General features: G+C 54.4%; 20 protein-coding genes. 15 read left to right on the plus strand and 5 right to left on the minus strand.

What is annotated here, in order from left to right; all coding sequences use genetic code 11:
* Window positions 1-303: 303 nt before the first annotated feature.
* From ccmA to murI, 4 genes are all read left to right on the plus strand, one after another.
* Window positions 304-924: a cytochrome c biogenesis heme-transporting ATPase CcmA gene (ccmA, locus tag AC52W5_RS01290; protein ID WP_495669674.1), complete on the plus strand. Its 621-nt coding sequence runs from the start codon at window positions 304-306 to the stop codon at window positions 922-924.
* A gap of 1 nt (window position 925) precedes the next feature.
* The gene (gene ccmB, locus AC52W5_RS01295; protein ID WP_074974256.1) at window positions 926-1,585 is read left to right on the plus strand and encodes a heme exporter protein CcmB; all 660 of its coding nucleotides are present in this window, start codon (window positions 926-928) and stop codon (window positions 1,583-1,585) included.
* Window positions 1,586-1,670: 85 nt separating this feature from the next.
* Window positions 1,671-2,168 (plus strand): GNAT family N-acetyltransferase, encoded by a 498-nt coding sequence (locus AC52W5_RS01300; protein WP_495669675.1) that lies wholly within the window; start codon window positions 1,671-1,673, stop codon window positions 2,166-2,168.
* Window positions 2,169-2,274: 106 nt separating this feature from the next.
* Window positions 2,275-3,081: a glutamate racemase gene (gene murI, locus AC52W5_RS01305; RefSeq protein ID WP_495669676.1), complete on the plus strand. Its 807-nt coding sequence runs from the start codon at window positions 2,275-2,277 to the stop codon at window positions 3,079-3,081.
* A 104-nt stretch (window positions 3,082-3,185) separates the two neighbouring features.
* Here the strand turns inward: murI and AC52W5_RS01310 are convergent, their stop codons facing one another.
* On the minus strand, window positions 3,186-4,079 hold the full coding sequence (locus AC52W5_RS01310; protein ID WP_495669677.1) for a 3-methyladenine DNA glycosylase 2: 894 nt from the start codon (window positions 4,077-4,079) through the stop codon (window positions 3,186-3,188).
* A gap of 403 nt (window positions 4,080-4,482) precedes the next feature.
* On the opposite strand from AC52W5_RS01310, the gene ccmC reads away from it, so the two are divergent.
* The 7 genes from ccmC (at window position 4,483) to ccmI (ending at window position 10,416) form a co-directional block, all read left to right on the plus strand.
* Complete coding sequence (gene ccmC / locus AC52W5_RS01315) at window positions 4,483-5,223, plus strand: heme ABC transporter permease CcmC (RefSeq protein WP_074974264.1); 741 nt, start codon at window positions 4,483-4,485, stop codon at window positions 5,221-5,223.
* The gene (gene ccmD, locus AC52W5_RS01320) at window positions 5,220-5,417 is read left to right on the plus strand and encodes a heme exporter protein CcmD (RefSeq protein WP_074974266.1); all 198 of its coding nucleotides are present in this window, start codon (window positions 5,220-5,222) and stop codon (window positions 5,415-5,417) included. Before ccmC ends, ccmD begins: the two co-directional genes overlap by 4 nt.
* The gene (gene ccmE, locus AC52W5_RS01325) at window positions 5,401-5,847 is read left to right on the plus strand and encodes a cytochrome c maturation protein CcmE (protein WP_074974268.1); all 447 of its coding nucleotides are present in this window, start codon (window positions 5,401-5,403) and stop codon (window positions 5,845-5,847) included. The genes ccmD and ccmE overlap by 17 nt, the downstream gene beginning before the upstream one ends.
* Before the next feature lie 94 nt (window positions 5,848-5,941).
* Window positions 5,942-7,981, plus strand: a complete 2,040-nt coding sequence (locus AC52W5_RS01330) for a heme lyase CcmF/NrfE family subunit (RefSeq protein WP_113066814.1) — start codon at window positions 5,942-5,944, stop codon at window positions 7,979-7,981.
* Window positions 7,978-8,502 carry a DsbE family thiol:disulfide interchange protein gene (locus AC52W5_RS01335; RefSeq protein ID WP_011380552.1) on the plus strand — a complete coding sequence of 175 codons (525 nt, stop codon included), beginning with the start codon at window positions 7,978-7,980 and terminating at the stop codon, window positions 8,500-8,502. Before AC52W5_RS01330 ends, AC52W5_RS01335 begins: the two co-directional genes overlap by 4 nt.
* Entirely contained in the window at window positions 8,499-9,101 is a 603-nt protein-coding gene (locus AC52W5_RS01340; protein ID WP_495669678.1) for a cytochrome c-type biogenesis protein, read from the plus strand. The genes AC52W5_RS01335 and AC52W5_RS01340 overlap by 4 nt, the downstream gene beginning before the upstream one ends.
* 7 nt (window positions 9,102-9,108) lie before the next feature.
* Complete coding sequence (ccmI, locus tag AC52W5_RS01345; RefSeq protein WP_495669679.1) at window positions 9,109-10,416, plus strand: c-type cytochrome biogenesis protein CcmI; 1,308 nt, start codon at window positions 9,109-9,111, stop codon at window positions 10,414-10,416.
* A 285-nt stretch (window positions 10,417-10,701) separates the two neighbouring features.
* Here ccmI and AC52W5_RS01350 read toward each other — a convergent pair whose 3' ends face one another.
* Together AC52W5_RS01350 and smpB are read right to left on the minus strand one after the other, a co-directional pair.
* Window positions 10,702-11,784, minus strand: coding sequence for a COX15/CtaA family protein (locus AC52W5_RS01350; RefSeq protein ID WP_495669680.1), 1,083 nt, complete (start codon window positions 11,782-11,784; stop codon window positions 10,702-10,704).
* Between the two features lie 37 nt (window positions 11,785-11,821).
* Window positions 11,822-12,265: an SsrA-binding protein SmpB gene (gene smpB / locus AC52W5_RS01355; RefSeq protein WP_074974276.1), complete on the minus strand. Its 444-nt coding sequence runs from the start codon at window positions 12,263-12,265 to the stop codon at window positions 11,822-11,824.
* A 354-nt stretch (window positions 12,266-12,619) separates the two neighbouring features.
* On the opposite strand from smpB, the gene AC52W5_RS01360 reads away from it, so the two are divergent.
* The 4 genes from AC52W5_RS01360 (at window position 12,620) to guaA (ending at window position 16,749) form a co-directional block, all read left to right on the plus strand.
* A complete protein-coding gene (locus tag AC52W5_RS01360; protein WP_074974278.1) occupies window positions 12,620-13,057 on the plus strand; it encodes a type II toxin-antitoxin system RatA family toxin in 438 nt (145 codons plus the stop codon).
* A gap of 23 nt (window positions 13,058-13,080) precedes the next feature.
* A complete protein-coding gene (locus AC52W5_RS01365) occupies window positions 13,081-13,371 on the plus strand; it encodes an RnfH family protein (RefSeq protein WP_495669681.1) in 291 nt (96 codons plus the stop codon).
* 193 nt (window positions 13,372-13,564) lie between these two features.
* Entirely contained in the window at window positions 13,565-15,025 is a 1,461-nt protein-coding gene (gene guaB / locus AC52W5_RS01370; RefSeq protein ID WP_495669682.1) for an IMP dehydrogenase, read from the plus strand.
* A gap of 161 nt (window positions 15,026-15,186) precedes the next feature.
* On the plus strand, window positions 15,187-16,749 hold the full coding sequence (gene guaA / locus AC52W5_RS01375) for a glutamine-hydrolyzing GMP synthase (RefSeq protein ID WP_495669683.1): 1,563 nt from the start codon (window positions 15,187-15,189) through the stop codon (window positions 16,747-16,749).
* 40 nt (window positions 16,750-16,789) lie between these two features.
* Here the strand turns inward: guaA and AC52W5_RS01380 are convergent, their stop codons facing one another.
* Together AC52W5_RS01380 and AC52W5_RS01385 are read right to left on the minus strand one after the other, a co-directional pair.
* A complete protein-coding gene (locus AC52W5_RS01380; RefSeq protein ID WP_074974283.1) occupies window positions 16,790-17,209 on the minus strand; it encodes a CBS domain-containing protein in 420 nt (139 codons plus the stop codon).
* Between the two features lie 47 nt (window positions 17,210-17,256).
* On the minus strand, window positions 17,257-17,406 hold the full coding sequence (locus tag AC52W5_RS01385; RefSeq protein ID WP_107761494.1) for a lmo0937 family membrane protein: 150 nt from the start codon (window positions 17,404-17,406) through the stop codon (window positions 17,257-17,259).
* Between the last annotated feature and the right edge of the window lie 106 nt (window positions 17,407-17,512).

The following is a 17,512-nucleotide window of genomic DNA, read 5'->3' on the forward strand; positions in this document are numbered from 1 at the left end:
CATTCGCGGGCAGTTGGAAGCTCATCGGGAAGCTCACAGTTTTCGCCCTAAATCATCCTGCCCTCTTCAGGAGTTCATCAATCAACCAAAGGAACCGCACATGATTGTCAAACCCATACCCGATGGCTACCACAGCATAACCCCCTACCTCATCATCGATGGAGCAGCCGAGGCAAAGTTCAAGCAATAAGTACTTTTGATGCCCTACGCGCTGCCAAGCTCACCCATAAAAACTGGAAGATCAATCCGAAGGCCATCGACCTGATCGTTACGCTATAATGCTGACTTTTTTGGCGACCGATAATGCCCACGCTGCGAGGAATTGACCTGACCTGCATTCGCGGAGATCGCAAGCTGTTCAGTGGGGTCAATTTTTTGCTCGAATCCGGGGGGTTGATGCAGGTTCAGGGCCCGAACGGCAGCGGTAAAACGAGTCTTCTGCGCATGTTGTGCGGACTGGCTTCGCCGGCCGAGGGAGAAATCCGTTGGGACGGCACCCAGATTCGCTCTCTTGGAGGAGACTATTTTGGCGCAATGACCTACCTCGGCCATTTAGGCGGGGTAAAAGACGATCTGACTGCCATCGAGAATTTGCGCATCTCCAGCGCGCTCGGGGGGGTTGATCTGGATGAACGCAAGGCCCATGCTGCCTTGCAGCACATGGGATTGGGCGGACGCGAACTGTTGCCTGCCAAGGTGTTGTCCCAGGGACAGCGCCGCCGGGTGACGCTGGCACGCCTGCTGGTATGCGGTACCGTGCTCTGGATACTGGATGAGCCCTTGACCGCGCTCGATACGAGCGCAGTCAAACTGGTACAAGGTTTGATAGAGCGGCACCTGGAACACGGCGGCATGATCGTGATGACGACCCACCAGGAAATCGAGATAGCCGGCGCCGCCATCCAGCGGCTGCAGCTCACCTGACATGTTTTTCTGGATCATCCGGCGCGATCTTCTGCTCGCGGCAAGGCGCCGTTCGGATGTCCTGACGACGCTGTTTTTTTTCATCATCGTCGTCAGTCTTTTCCCGCTTGGTGTCGGGCCGGAGATGAACATGCTCCGCGTCATGGCCCCCGGCGTGGTCTGGGTGGCTGCCCTGCTGGCGTCGATGTTGTCACTGGGTCGCATGTTTTCCAGCGACTACCTGGATGGCACGCTGGAGCAGATGCTGCTCTCGCCCCAATCCCTGCCCCTGCTCGTATTGGGCAAGGCATTGGCGCACTGGCTCGTGACCGGCGTTCCGCTTGTACTGATGGCGCCCGTATTGGGCATCCAGTACGACCTGACGAATGACGCACTTCTCGTGCTGACCGCTTCCCTGCTGCTCGGAACACCTGTGCTGAGCCTGATCGGCGCAATCGGCGCGGCGCTTACCCTTGGCCTGCGCGGCGGCGGCGTACTGGTCTCCCTGCTGGTGTTGCCGTTGTACATACCCGTACTGATTTTCGGCGCAGGTGCAGTGGAGGCAAGCACTGCCGGGTTAGGCGCGGGAGCACATATGTCGCTGCTAGGTGCTTTCCTGCTGGCATCCCTGGTATTGGCGCCGTGGACTACCGCGGTATCGCTGCGTATATCCCTCGAATAAAGAAGGTCGAAGAATCCCACCAGTTCCCCATTGCGGATCGGTGAGCGCGATGAAGAGGAACTGCCAGTCGCGACAGGAGGTTTACATGCAAATCTGCCGGGAACGACCCGAGGATATTGCTGCCATCCAAAGCCTCATAACTGCCGCACTCAAGGAAATGCCTTATGCCAGCCAGACCGAGGGAGCTGTTGTCGATGCGTTGAGGAGCGCGGGAGCGTTGATCCTTTCGCTCATCGCCATCGAGGATGGCGAGATCATCGGCCATGTTGCTTTCTCGCCCGTTGCAATCAACGGCGAAACGAATGGCTGGTATGGACTTGGTCCGGTTTCTGTCCGGCCTGATCGGCAAGGAAGAGGCATCGGACAGGCTTTGATCCGCAAAGGACTTGACAGCCTTAGAGACATGAATGTTCAGGGGTGCGTTGTTCTCGGCGATCCTGGCTACTACAGCCGTTTCGGGTTCGTCAGCGATCCTGGACTCCGCTATGGGGACGTGCCACCGGAGTATTTCCAGCGATTGGAGTTCACCGGGCTCGTGCCTGAAGGCGAAGTCGTGTTCCACCCCGGGTTCGACGCGACCTGAGAGGATTCTCGCATGAGTCATGAACAACTCTGCTGGAGGCTGTCCCTATTAGCCTGATACAGGAAGCACGGGTATATCTGCATGTAAGCCATTGAGTGAAAGATAAATGAGGCCGGAAATATTTTCTCCCATCGCTGTATTCGATTCCGGTATCGGAGGATTGACTGTACTTCAGGCGCTAAAAAAGCGTTATCCGCAAGGATCTTACGTCTATCTAGGGGATACCGCCCGCCTTCCTTATGGAACCAAGAGCCCCGAAATCGTGCAGCGTTATAGCCAGAGCCTGTGCAGAATTCTGCTGAACTATAATCCAAGTGCAATCGTGATCGCCTGTAATACCGCATCAACTCATGCGCTGGAGGCCGTACGCGCGCTAGCGGCTCCACTGCCCGTGATCGGCATGATCGAGCCGGCTGCGGCTGCGGCAATTCGGGCAACAAAAAATCAGCATATCGGCGTCATCGCCACCTTCGGCACCATCCGGAGCGGCGCATATGAAAAGGAGCTGAAAAAAATCAATCCTCATATAAAAGCATCGTCTCAGGCCTGTCAGATGCTGGTGGCTCTTGCGGAAGAAGGCTGGTCTTCAGGCCCCATAGCCACCGCTATTGTCCACCAGTATCTCGACCCCATATTCGACACTGCCGAAGCGCCGGACACGTTGATTCTCGGGTGCACGCATTTTCCTGTCTTTGAAGCCCTCTTCCGGGATATTCTGGGATCCTCGGTCACACTCATCAACAGCGGTGAAGCGGCCGCTACGCAACTTTCGGGAATTACGGGAACAAGGGGGCAGATTAAAATGCTGGCAACCGACGATCCCGAGCGCTTTGCCGCCAATGCTTCCAAATTCTTCGATCAGGGACTAGTGGCTGCAGATATAGAACTGATCGACGTAACTGCCGCATCCTAGCCCTGGAATTCGTCAACCCCGCCCTGTTGCTCAAGAGTACCCAAATTGCCCTCCGTATCGCACAACGAGATTGTCGGACCACAATGAGAGGCCTCAAATTCCCCTCAGGCAATCGCAATCCCCGTTGCCCAGAGATGGGCCCCGACCAGAGCTCGCCAGGGGGAAAACTGTGCGAGCCAGGTCCTCGTATTTTCCTCGCTGATTTTGCCCTGCGCACCGAGCAAGGCTTGCAGGCCCCGTCGAACCGCTGCATCGCCGTGCAGTGAGCCGTCGAGCCAACCGAAGCCGCGCAGCAGTCCGTAATTGACCGTCCAGGGACCGATGCCGTGAATTTCTTCAAGTTTTTCGCGAATGACATCGACCGGAAGCGTTTCAACCCATGCATCCAGCGGAAGCTCGTTGTCGGACACGAGGGCGGAGAGTGCACGCAAGGTTCTGGTTTTGGTTGTCGAAAAACCCGCTTGCCGCAACGTCTCTTCGGGCAATTCGAGAATCTGGCGCGCATCCGGGTAGCAGAGCAGACCACAGGAGTGACGGATATTCGCTGCGACGATCAATTTCCGGCGCACGGAAACAGCAGCGCTGACGCTGATTTGTTGGCCGGTGACCGCCCAGGTCAGTGCCTCGAATGGGGTGGCGGTGACCGGCACACGTAGACCGGGTTGTTGCGCGATCAGGATGCCCAATTGCGGGTGATCGCGATACCGTTCCTCGAAGATCTCGATCTCCTGGGTCAGACCCAGCATGCGCCGGACCATACGCTCGAAGATGAGCTGGCGATCCTCGGCTATTTTACCATCGATGACCAACGAGGCCTTTGCCAATCCCGGCTCGAAGCTGATAGACAGGTACGCCGGGACCTCGCACCAGATCATGGCTTTTTGCAAGGAGGCATTGCTGACACGCTCTGCGATCTCTTGCCGGTCGCGCTGATGAAAGGCCAGGATATCGCCGGGACGAAAGGTCGCAGGTAAGGGAATGGAACAGGAAAATTGCATGGTCGCTTACGGATTTCTGGAATAGAAAGAAGTGTCTGCCGGATTATTCGGCTAAATGAAATGATTATGTTCCCAGGATACTTTGCGCGAAATCCTGTTTTCCTGCTTTTGCACGTATTTTTGCATGTATATCGGCTGTAGCCGATCCACCCTCCCCCGCTCCCTCTTCGGCACTGCCCTCCTCCCGATTGCAGCCAAGCGATAGTTTTTAACAAACCAATTCTGAATTTGAGGTTTTTAGGTTAAAATTGGGAGTTACGCGCACGGGGCGTAAGGATGGGTAGGTAGGTTGGGTTGCAGTGGCCGACAGTGTCCTGCGGGATACATGGCCATATGGGCACGGCGCAATCTATCAAAGCCTCATCGAGGCCTCAATTATGGAGTCTGCTACCTACTTTGCTACATGGCGATAAACTGGTTTAAATATTCCTCTCCGGCAAGCTTCTATTTTCTCGCCGGCAAAATGATTCCCCTGTTTTCCATTGCTGCAATTGTATTGTGTGCGGTGGGACTTTATATCGGCTTTTTTGTAGCTCCCACCGATTTTCAGCAGGGTGAAGCCTATCGTATCATTTTCATCCATGTCCCTGCGGCCTGGCTGTCGATGTTTCTCTACGTCATCATGGCGCTGTGGTCGGGTATCGGCCTTGCATTCAATACCCGCCTTTCCGCCATGGTGGCAACCGCCATTGCCCCCACTGGCGCAATGTTCACATTTATTGCGCTTTGGACCGGCGCCTTGTGGGGCAAACCCATGTGGGGCACCTGGTGGGTGTGGGATGCTCGCCTTACCTCTGAACTGATTCTTCTGTTCCTCTATATCGGCTTCATGTCTTTGCAGGCGGCCATAGACGATCCGCGCCGTGCGGACAAAGCCGGAGCAGTGATTGCTCTGGTAGGCGTGGTAAACGTTCCCATCATCTATTTTTCCGTGAAGTGGTGGAATACATTGCATCAAGGCGCCTCCGTCAGCCTCACGCAGTCGCCAAAAATGGCCACCACCATGCTTACCGGGATGCTGATTATGTCAATCGCATGCTGGATGTATGCCATCGCCGTGATACTGATACGCACGCGCGCCATTATCCTGGAACGTGAACGTCATACCGCGTGGGTGGGTCAGTTGCAGGAGACAGCGCAATGAACTGGAATAGTCTGTCTGAATTTCTGGATATGGGTGGGTACGGGTTCTACGTATGGGGATCCTACCTCGTTACCTTGATCTGCATTGCAGGGGAAATCGCTCTGGTTTCCAACCGCAGGCGAACTTTGCTCAGGCATCTCAGTCTGATTCATCAGTCAACAAAACAAGAGAAGGGAAATGAAACCACGTCATAAAAAATTGGCAATCATCGCTTCAAGCGTGACCGCGTTGGGTGTTGCTTCGGTGCTGGTTTTAAACGCATTTCAGAGCAACCTGGTATTTTTCTTCAGTCCTACCCAGGTAGCCAATAATGAGGCGCCCATTGGCAAGAGTTTCCGTATCGGCGGACTCGTGGAAGAAGGCAGCGTCAAACGCCAGGCCGACGGCGTGACAGTCAATTTCCAGGTGACAGATACCGCAAAGGTTATTCCAGTCGTATATACCGGCATCCTTCCCGACCTGTTCAAGGAAGGCAAAGGTGTGGTAGCCCAGGGCAAGCTGGCTTCGGACGGTATTTTCCGGGCGGATGAGGTGCTCGCAAAGCACGATGAAAATTATATGCCGCCGGAAGCCGCGGGCGCGCTTGATCAAGCCGACAAGGCACGCAAGACAGTGATGCAGTAGCAAACAGTTTCAGCCCCGAGCCCTTCCAGAATCGAAAGGGCTGCCATTCCTGTTCATATCTATTCATATTTTTCCATAACCCACAGCCTCAGCCATGATTCCAGAACTTGGTAACTTTGCCCTGATCCTCGCCTTGCTGCTGGCACTCATACAAGGCACCCTGCCCATCATCGGCGCCGCCCGCGGCATCCCTTCCTGGATCGCCCTGGCGCGGCCCGTGGTTCAGGGGCAGTTTGTGTTTGTAGCCATTGCCTTCTTCTGCCTGGCCTACTCATTCGTAAACAGCGATTTTTCGGTAGTCAACGTTGCGCAGAATTCGAATTCGAAGCTGCCGCTGCAATACCGCTTTGCCGCCACCTGGGGCTCGCACGAAGGTTCCCTGCTGCTCTGGACGTTCATGCTGGCATGCTGGTCGGTTGCAGTCAGTGTATTCAGCAAGCATTTGCCGAATGACATGGTGGCACGTGTGCTGGGCGTCATGGGCCTGGTGAGCGTGGGTTTTCTGATATTCATGCTTTTCACTTCCAATCCTTTCGACCGGATGCTGCCGGGAGCGATGGAAGGAAGCGACCTCAATCCGCTGCTGCAGGACCCCGGCATGGTCTGCCATCCACCCATGCTCTACATGGGTTATGTCGGCTTCTCCGTCGCGTTTGCATTCGCCATTTCCGCCCTGCTGAGCGGCCAGCTGGATGCGACCTGGGCGCGTTGGTCGCGGCCATGGACGACAGTTGCCTGGATGTTTCTCACCATCGGCATCATGATGGGAAGCTGGTGGGCGTATTATGAACTGGGCTGGGGTGGATGGTGGTTCTGGGATCCGGTTGAAAATGCCTCTTTCATGCCCTGGCTGGTGGGGACTGCCCTGGTTCATTCCCTTGCAGTGACGGAAAAGCGCGGCAGCTTCAAGAGCTGGACCGTGCTGCTGGCAATCTGTGCGTTTTCCCTGAGCCTGCTCGGCACGTTCCTGGTTCGCTCAGGCGTGCTGACCTCCGTTCACGCTTTTGCAACCGACCCAACGCGCGGTATATTCATCCTGGCCTTCCTGGTGACCATCACCGGAGGCTCCCTGCTGCTGTTCGCATGGCGGGCGCCGAAAATCGGATTGGGTGGAAAGTTCGAACTGGTTTCACGCGAATCCATGCTGCTCGCCAATAACCTGTTGATGATGGTTGCAGCGGGAAGCATCCTGCTGGGCACGCTCTATCCCCTGTTCATGGATGCGCTTGAACTCGGCAAGATTTCGGTCGGCCCTCCCTACTTCGAAGCGGTATTCGTCCCGTTGATGACCCCTGCCGTCTTTCTGATCGGCCTTGGCCCCCTTGCGCGCTGGAAACAGGCAAGCCTGCCTGAACTTGCGGTACGTCTGCGCTGGGCATTCGGGGTAAGCGTAGTTACCGCTCTCGTAATGCCCTTTGTCATGGGCGAATGGAAGCTAATGGTGAGCTTCAGCTTGCTGATGGCTTTCTGGGTCATTACAAGCGTGATCGTCAGCGTAATTCATCGCCTCCGAAGCACCGGCAAGCAGGGACTGTTTGCCAAGCTGGCGGCGCAGTCGCGCAGCTACTACGGCATGCACGCTGCCCACCTTGGCATCGCCTTCTTTATTATCGGCGTGGCGCTTGTGGGTGGTTATGAAACGGAAAAAGATGTGCGCATGGAAATTGGCGATACGGTCGAGGTAGGAGGCTATACCTTCCGCTTCAACGGGGTGAAAAAAGCGCCAGGTCCAAACTACATGTCCGACATCGGCAATGTCGACGTATTGCGCGACGGAAAGAAAATCAATGTGCTGGAACCCGAAAAACGAACCTATAACGCATCCGGGATGCCGATGACCGAAGCGGCAATCGATACCGGTATTCTCCGCGATCTGTATGTGGCCCTGGGTGAACCCCTGGAAAACGGAGCATGGGTCGTGCGTGTTTATCATAAGCCCTTCGTGGACTGGATATGGTTCGGCTGTATGTTGATGGCATTCGGAGGCTTCCTTGCCGTCACTGACAGGCGTTACCGGCTGTCCTCGCGCAAGCAGCGTGAGACTGTCGAGGCCGAGGAAAGGAAGGCTGCTAAAGCCAGCAAAGCCGGCAGGAAAGCCACTGCGCCCATGATTGCCAGGAGCAAAAAGGCATGACGCGTTTCCTGTTGCCGCTCGCTGTTTTCGTCGTACTGGTGGGTTTTCTGCTCGTCGGCCTGGGCCTCAATCCGCGTCAGGTCCCCTCTCCCCTGGTGGGGAAACCAGCTCCCGAATTCCAGTTGCAACAATTGCACGAACCGGAAAAAACACTGACCTCGAAGGAAAACCTGGGCAAGGTATGGCTATTGAATGTGTGGGCCTCGTGGTGCGTCTCCTGCCGCCAGGAACATCCCGTATTGGTGGAACTGTCGAAGTCGGGAATTGTCCCTGTCTACGGACTCAATTACAAGGACCAGCGAGACGACGCGTTAAGATGGCTTCAACAGTTCGGCGACCCCTACGCGGTCAGCGCGGTTGATCCCGAAGGTCGGACCGGCATAGAGTTCGGCGTCTACGGCGTGCCGGAGACTTATGTCATCGACAAGAATGGAGTGATCCGCTACAAGCAGATCGGTCCCGTAACAGTGGAAGCACTGCAGAATAAAATTCTGCCTCTGGTGAGAGAATTACAAGGATGAGATTGAAACTTTTATCCCGGTCGTCTTTGGCGGATTATGGCAGCGGTAAAAACGATAAAGGCAGCCGTATAGGCAACCCCAGAGGCAACCCCCGAAGCGCCCTGGAAGGCATGAGGGCAAATGAAGGCGGTTTCGCGCTGCTAAAAACGGCGCTGCTGCTCTGTCTGTTGCTTCTCGCTCCGTTTGCAGGGGCAAAGGAAGCTGCTCCTGTTGCCGAAGACCCGGAAATAGAGAGACGCATGGTTGCGCTATCCGAAGACCTGCGATGCCTGGTCTGTCAGAATGAGACGATAGCCGCTTCGCGTGCTGATTTTGCCAACGACTTACGGCGCGAAATCCGCGAACAGATGCAAGCCAACAAGAGTGACAAGGAAATTGTCGACTTTCTGGTGGCGCGCTACGGCGATTTCGTGCTTTATCGTCCACCGATGAAAAGTACCACCCTGTTTCTATGGTTCGGTCCTTTCATCTTCCTTTTGGCCGGCGCAGTTTTCCTGGTGTTTTATCTCAAGCGCCGCCGCAAACACATCGAAGAACCCGCGCTATCCGAACAACAACTCAAGCAGGCGGAAGCCCTGCTGAAGGAAGGCAAGGGGTAATAAACGCATGACTTCATTCTGGATTGTGGCCGGCATATTTATTGTCGGCGCCCTGCTGTTCGTATTGCCAACGTTGTGGAGCAAGAAGGATCGCGACGCCGGCGTCGAACGGGATGCCACCAATATCGACGTTTATCGGGATCAGTTGGCGGAGCTCGATAGCGATCTGCGCAGCGACATCCTGACGCGGGAACAATACGAGCAAAGCAAGCGCGAGTTGCAGCAAAGAATGCTGCAGGATATTCCCGAAGACGGCAGTACGACCACGGTAATGAGTGGAAGACACAATGTGGCCACCATGACTGTCACCGCGCTCGCCCTGCCTGTCCTCGCGGTTTCCCTTTACCTAGCGATAGGCAACACCAAGGCACTGCTGCCGCAGCCCGCTGCGGAACACCCATCGATGTCGGCTGGGGAAGGGCAAGGAGGCCACCCCGATTTTTCTTCGGTGATGGAAAATCTCATTGCGAAGCTTGAAGAGAATCCTGACAACGTCGAAGGATGGTTGATGCTTGGCCGGACCTACGCCATGATGCAGCGGTTCAACGAGGCGAAGGAAGCTTATGAAAAGGCGCTTGCCCTGACGCCCGAGGACTCCGCCATTATTACCGATTACGCCGATATTGTGGCGATGACGAATAATGGCAGCCTGGTCGGAAAACCGACGGAACTGATCAAAAAGGCGTTGAGCCTGGATCCCAATAATCCCAAGGCGCTGGCGCTGGCAGGTACAGCCGAATTCGAGGAGAAGAGATACAAGGAGGCTGCCAGATATTGGGAAAAACTGGCAGCCCTGATTCCGCCATCAGAGGCTGAGCTGGTGCAATCCGTTAATGACAGCATCGCAGAAGCAAAATCGCTGGCCGCAGGAAAAGGCAGCTTGGTGGCTAGAGCGCCAGACCAGCCGGGTACTCAGACACCTCCCCCTGCAAACAAACAGGGATCGGCCTCGGGCGCGGGAGGTGCTACCTCGGGTACGCTTTCCGGCAAAGTAATGCTGAGCCCTGCCCTAGCAAGCAAGGCATCTCCTGGTGACAGCCTGTATATTTTTGCCCGTGCCAAAGTGGGACCAAAGGCCCCGCTTGCGACCCTGCGGCTGCAAGTCAAGGATCTCCCGGCAAACTTTTCGCTGAACGACTCCATGGCGAGATCGGGCGTACAGTTATCCACTTTCCCCGCTGAAGTGGTAGTAGGTGCGAGAATCTCGAAATCGGGGTCCCCCATGCCACAAAGCGGCGACCTGCAAGGTTTCAGCCAGGGAGTGATGATCGGCGCCAGCGGGATCAGCGTCGTTATCGACCAGCAACTGCCTTAGTAGTTAGCACTAACTACTCTAGACAGCCTATCCATCTCTGGAGTATGCCCCTTGGGGGTGCAAAGGCTTTGCCTTTGCGCCCCCTTCTTTCTCTGGAAACCTCCCTTGAGATGATTCCCGGATAAACAGTACGAACGTCATATCGGCTGAAGCCCGGTATCAAGTGACGTTCAAAGCACCATTGTTTTGTTGGGCGTGGGTGAATTCCGGTTTACTGGATTCGAGTCAGGCCCGGAATGATGAGATTCATAGTATTTTCTGGCCGGATCAATAAGAGTTGAAATCTCAACTACTGACGTATTGACGCCGTAGCTCATGATTCACCCAAAGGGCAGCGGTCAATAGCAGTAGTGCGCCTGCCTGATGCGCTGCCGCGAGGGTTAGAGGAACAACCAGCAGCAGCGTGGAAATCCCCAGGGTTATCTGCACTGCCAGCATGATCAACAGCAGGCTGCATGCAAGACGAGCCGAACCGGAAAGTGGCACTGCTCTGGATTTGAGCCAGAAAATCGGAACAAGAATTGCCAGCGTCCATGCAATCAGGCGATGGTCGAATTGCACAGTGGTCATGTTATCGAAGAAATTCCGGTACCAGGGTTCCAGCATGAACAGTTCCGGGGGGATGAAATGGCCATCCATGAGTGGAAAAGTATTGTAAGCCAGCCCTGCCCGAATGCCTGCCACGAAACCTCCCGACAAAACCATTATGAATATCAGGACAGACAGCGTGGTCGAGAAATTGAGCAAACCCCGTACTCTGCCGTTTGAAAGCGTACCGCGATCCGGATTGAGCAGATCGAGCGCTACCCAGAACATTGTGGCATAAATCGCAAAAGCGAGGCCCAGGTGCGCGGTCAGGCGATACTGGCTGACGTGGGGGTTATCCACCAATCCACTCTTTACCATGTACCACCCCATCCCCCCCTGCAAGGCGCCCAGCAGGAAAATTCCTGACAACTTCAGACCCAGTGGCCGATCGACTGCCTTTTTTGCCAGAAAATACAGGAATGGTATGAAAAATGCCAATCCAATGACACGCCCCAATAAGCGGTGGAAATATTCCCACCAGAAGATTGTCTTGAACTCTTCCAGGCTCATGCCAAGATTCACCTTTTTATACTGAGGCGTCTGGTGATATTTCTCGAAGAGCTCATCCCAGTCATTCTGGCTGAGTGGGGGAACCGTACCGACGAGGGGCTGCCATTCAACGATGGAAAGCCCCGAATCGGTAAGGCGGGTTACGCCGCCTACAACCACCATGGCGAATACCAGAGCGCAGCAAACGAGCAACCAGATAGCGATTGGTTTTTGCGCAGCAAACTCTTGACTGGCTTTTCGCGGGATTGTTGAGGTTTGGGCAAATTGCATGGCTGGGACTTGATTAAGGTTATAAAATATATTCGAATTACTTGGCGCGCATCAATCGTTGCTTGTCACGCTCCCACTCTTTCTGTTTCTCGGATTCGCGCTTGTCATGCTGCTTCTTACCCTTTGCAAGTCCGATTTCGAGCTTGATTTTCCCTGATTTATAATGCATGTCCAGCGGAACCAGGGTGTACCCCGCCCGCTCCACTTTGCCGATAAGCCGTTTGATTTCCTCAGCATGCAACAACAGCTTGCGCGTACGAACGGGGTCAGGCTGGATGTGAGTGGAAGCTGCCAGCAACGGGCTGATATGACAGCCAATGAGAAACAATTCACCGTTCCGGATGATGACATATGCTTCTTTCAGCTGTGCCCGTCCCGCGCGAATCGCCTTCACTTCCCATCCTTCCAGAACCGCTCCCGCTTCATGTTTCTCTTCGATAAAATAGTCATGAAAAGCTTTCTTATTCTGGACGATGCTCATTCAGGGATTCTCAAGACAAGGTGTTCGCTGCTCATAAAGAGCGCAAAGGGCGATAGGATAAAGAGATACGATACAAGGCGCTACGATGTTCAAGGAATCCCTGGATAAGTCCTCGAGGGAAGAAAAAGGTGAGTTCAACGCGGGTTTCGTGTATTTTAACAGCTTTCGCCCTGAATTCGGCAGATGGACAAGCTGGAGCACTGACGCAGCTCAGGCTCCCCGCAGGTTCAGAGGCTGGAAACGCTCAGGTAATTAAAACAATGCATATGTACCAATTTTCCAAGTCAAAAAACGAGCAGTCCGCCATCAAGCTGAGATTCCATACTGTCTCGCTGAAGCGGGACAATTTGTCGCATGGCTGACATCGAAAAATCGGTTCTAATTGGTTATTCCGCAAGCCGCATGTTCGAACTGGTGGATGCGGTGGAGGATTATCCGAAATTTTTACCCTGGTGCGGGGGATCTTCCGTTGTGCATCAAAGCGAGACAGTCACTCATGCTACCATCATGATCGATTATCATCACATCAAGCACAGTTTTACGACCGAGAACGTACGCAACCCGCCAGAACTGATTAAAATGACATTATTGAACGGACCGTTTCAGAACCTGGACGGGCACTGGCGCTTCATTCCCCTCGCGGAAAATGCATGCAAGATCGAGTTTCGCCTGCACTACACGTTCTCGCACATATTTCTGGAAAAACTGGTAGGTCCCGTTTTCTTCGTCATTGCCAACAGCTTCGTGGAAGCATTCATCGAGCGCGCAGAAGAAGTTTATGGGAATTCCTGATTGGTATTGACGTCGGGAAGTCTATGGAAGTTCCTGCTCTGAATATTGACATTGAAGTGGTGTATGCATTGCCCGAGAAACAGATTGTACGGCAGATGAATTTGCCGGAGGGCACCACTGCGGAACAAGCCGTAAAACTGTCCGGCATCCTCCCACAGTTTCCCGAGATCGATCTCCTGAAAAACAGGCTCGGTGTATATGGCAAGCTGGTCCCGCCAGCTACGATTCTGTGCAATCGCGACCGGGTAGAAATTTATCGTCCTCTGAGGGTCGATCCCAAGGAAAACCGCAGGAAGCGTGCAAAAAGCCGGTGATTGTGCATCAACCTGGGAACGAAAATAAAAACCAGGCTTATAAATGGAGGAGTGCCATGAACAATTGCGGCAAGGGCTCTACGGCATGAACAGATAGGAAAGCTTCGAATCGTTCCTGCGCTTCGTCTTCGTATGGATGATTCCCCATAGCATCCATGTTCGCTATAATGCCGCTTTGTGAAGGATCACTATCATGCGACTGGTTGAGAAAGCTCTAACCTTTGACGATGTCCTGCTGCTTCCCGCCCACTCCGTTGTTTTACCGCGCAACGTCAATCTGACAACGCGACTCACGCGCGAAATCTCCCTCAATATTCCTCTTGTATCAGCCGCCATGGATACCGTTACCGAAGCGCGGCTCGCGATCGCGCTCGCCCAGGAAGGTGGAATCGGCATCATACACAAGAATATGCCGACAGAATCCCAGGCCGCCCAGGTTTCCAACGTCAAGCGCTTCGAAAGCGGCGTGGTAAAAGATCCCATTACCATTCCGCCTGACATGACAGTGCGGGAAGTGCTCAACCTGATCCACAAATTCAGGATTTCAGGCTTACCAGTGGTGGAAGGTTCGAAAGTGGTGGGGATTGTGACAAACCGCGATCTTCGCTTCGAAACCAACCTGGATCAGCCGATCAGGAATATCATGACCTTGAAGGAGCGGCTGGTAACGGTGAATGAAGGCACCAGCCGCGAAGAAGCAATGGCCCTGTTGCACAAATACCGGCTGGAGCGTGTGCTCGTCGTGAATAACGACTTCGAGTTGCGCGGACTGATCACCGTGAAAGATATCATCAAGACATCCGAACACCCCAACGCCTGCAAGGACGAACAGGGTCGGCTGCGTGTTGGCGCTGCGATAGGGGTTGGCGAAGGCAGTGAAGAGCGCGCCGAGGCGCTGGTCGATGCAGGTGTGGACGTGATTGTCGTGGATACCGCACATGGACACTCGCAGAGCGTGCTTGAACGGGTACAGTGGGTAAAGAAACGATTCCCTAAAATCCAGGTTATTGGTGGCAATGTAGGTACTGCCGCCGCCGCCAAGGCTCTGGTGGATCATGGCGCCGATGCGGTAAAGGTGGGCATCGGTCCGGGTTCGATATGCACCACTCGCGTTGTAGCGGGAGTGGGAATACCTCAGATTACGGCCATCAAGAACGTTTCCGCGGGACTGGCCGGCAGTGGCGTGCCGCTGATTTCCGATGGCGGCATCCGCTATTCGGGGGACATTGTAAAGGCGCTGGCCGCTGGGGCGAGTTCAATCATGCTGGGAGGATTGTTCGCGGGTACGGAAGAATCACCGGGAGAAATAGAACTCTTCCAGGGACGCTCATATAAGACCTACCGTGGAATGGGTTCACTTTCAGCGATGCAACAGGGTTCAAGCGACCGCTATTTCCAGCAGCCCGAGCAGGACTCCAGGAAGCTCGTGCCGGAAGGCGTGGAAGGCCGCGTTCCCTTCAAGGGAAGCGTCATTGCGGTCATCCATCAGTTGATTGGCGGCGTACGCTCGGGCATGGGCTACCTGGGTTGCGAAACAATCGATGACATGCATGCCAAGGCGGAGTTTATCGAGATTACTGCCGCTGGTATTCGTGAATCACACGTCCACAACGTGCAGATTACCAAAGAGGCCCCGAACTATCATATCGATTAGACGGAAAGGGCGTTGCATGACAATAACATATTGTCTCGGCCCCACTGTTGCACCTACGGTCTGCCCTGCTACTTTTCTCCCCTCTTCACTGACAGCATTATTCATTTTAGGACGGATTTCCGCTCTCTGAACGCTCGATGATCGGTCCGAGAGCTTTAGTCATGCATCAAAAAATACTCATACTTGATTTTGGTTCCCAATATACGCAGTTGATTGCCCGCCGCGTGCGGGAAAGCAACGTCTACTGCGAAATTCATCCTTTTGATGTAAGCCGGGAATTCATCGGAAATTTTGCTCCGGCAGGCATTATCCTTTCCGGGGGGCCGGCCTCTGTGGCCGAGGATGAAACGCCGCGTGCTCCACAAATCGTCTTTGAACTGGGAGTGCCGGTAATGGGCATCTGCTATGGCATGCAAACCATGGCGGCGCAGTTGGGTGGTTCAGTTGAAAACTCGAAAGTGCGTGAATTCGGTTACGCCGAATTGCAGGTAAAAGACTTGGCCGGCCTGCTTCAGGATATCCATGATCGTACTGATGCATCAGGCCAAAAGCTTCTGGACGTGTGGATGAGCCATGGCGACAGCGTGAACATTCTTCCTCCCGGTTTCCAGGTCATGGCAAGCAACCCTGCCACCCCCCTGGCCGCCATAGCGGATGGAGCGCGAAGGTTCTACGGGATGCAATTCCATCCGGAGGTCACTCATACCCTGCAGGGCAAAGCCATTATAGACAGGTTCGTCCATGAAATTTGTGGACTCGCTTATGACTGGAACATGCCCGACTATCTGGAGGAAGCAGTTGGCAGAATCCGTTCTGAAGTGGGGCCGGACGAGGTTATTCTGGGGCTGTCCGGCGGCGTGGATTCTTCCGTTGCAGCGGCCCTCATTCATCGTGCTATTGGCAAGCAGCTTACCTGTGTTTTCGTGGACAACGGCCTGCTGCGCCTGAATGAGGCCGAACAGGTAATGGACACCTTCAGCCGAAATCTCGGCGTAAAAGTCATTCATGTCGATGCCAGCGAAGAATTTCTAGGACATTTGCAAGGGATCACGGATCCGGAGGCGAAGCGTCGCATTATCGGACGCGAATTCGTCGAGGTATTCCAGGGGGAAGCAGCAAAAATCGCGAATGGGCGCTGGCTTGCCCAGGGTACAATTTATCCGGACGTCATCGAATCTGCCGGCGCCGGAACAAAAAAGGCAAACACGATCAAATCCCACCACAATGTCGGCGGCCTACCGGAAACATTGCATCTGAAGCTTCTGGAGCCGTTGCGGGAATTGTTCAAGGATGAAGTACGCGAGCTTGGATTGGCCTTGGGTCTGCCTCATGATATGGTCTTTCGTCATCCTTTTCCGGGGCCGGGCCTTGGAGTGCGCATTCTCGGTGAGGTCAAGCGCGAGTACGCCGAATTATTGCGGCGTGCCGATGCAATCTTTATCGAGGAATTACGCGATGCAGGGTGGTATGAAAAAATCTCCCAAGCGTTTGCTGTCTTTCTACCAGTAAAATCGGTCGGCGTCATGGGCGATGGCCGCACCTATGATTTTGTCGTAGCGCTGCGTGCTGTTCAGACCGAAGATTTCATGACTGCGCGCTGGGCAGAACTTCCTTACGCCCTGCTTGCCCGCATATCCAACCGCATTGTTAACGAAGTACGTGGAATAAATCGGGTGGTTTACGACATATCAGGCAAACCGCCTGCTACCATCGAGTGGGAATAAAAGCATCCGGAGGAACCCCGGATGCTTTTCCTGAATAAACTCAGGTCGGATTGGAAATTTCGGTAAGGGCATTCGCAACCGGTCCGATATCGGAGGCATCCACTGCAAAATCCCCGAGAGAGACGATTCCCACCAGTCGTTGTTCGGCGTTCACGACCGGCAGGCGGCGGATCTGGTTGTCGCTCATGATCTCGGCTGCTTCCTCTATCGAATCATCCTCATGAGCCCATATCACATCTTCGGACATGATTTCACTGACCGGAGTGCTTGGCCCCCTGCCCTCCGCCACCGCTCTGATGGCAATGTCGCGATCAGTGATGACACCCAGCAACTGCTCTTCATCTCCCACGGGCAAGAGCCCGAAGTCGCCGTCGCGCATTTCCTGGGCTGCCTCCTCGATGGTTGCGTCCGGGCTGATGGTCTGCACATCCGAACTCATCACTTCGCTTATCCTTTGCATGTCATTCTCCTCATTGGCTCGCCTGTGGCCTCACGGGCGCACATAAATCAAAGCGGTTTACGGCCGCTGATTACCCGAAGCAGAATCACCACGATGGCTATTACCAGAAGAAGGTGTATGAAGCCGCCCATCGTATAGGAACTGACCAATCCCAATAGCCACAGGATGATCAAAACAACAGCGATTGTGTAAAGCATGATAGCCTCCTTTTCGTTATCATGAAGTTATCAGCAAGCACCGCCCCTGGATCTTGGCTACATGACGCTTGCTTTACTTGCCAGGGATATATCCTCAAGCCCGCTC

The sequence above is a fragment of the Nitrosospira sp. CT genome (genome assembly GCF_059489795.1).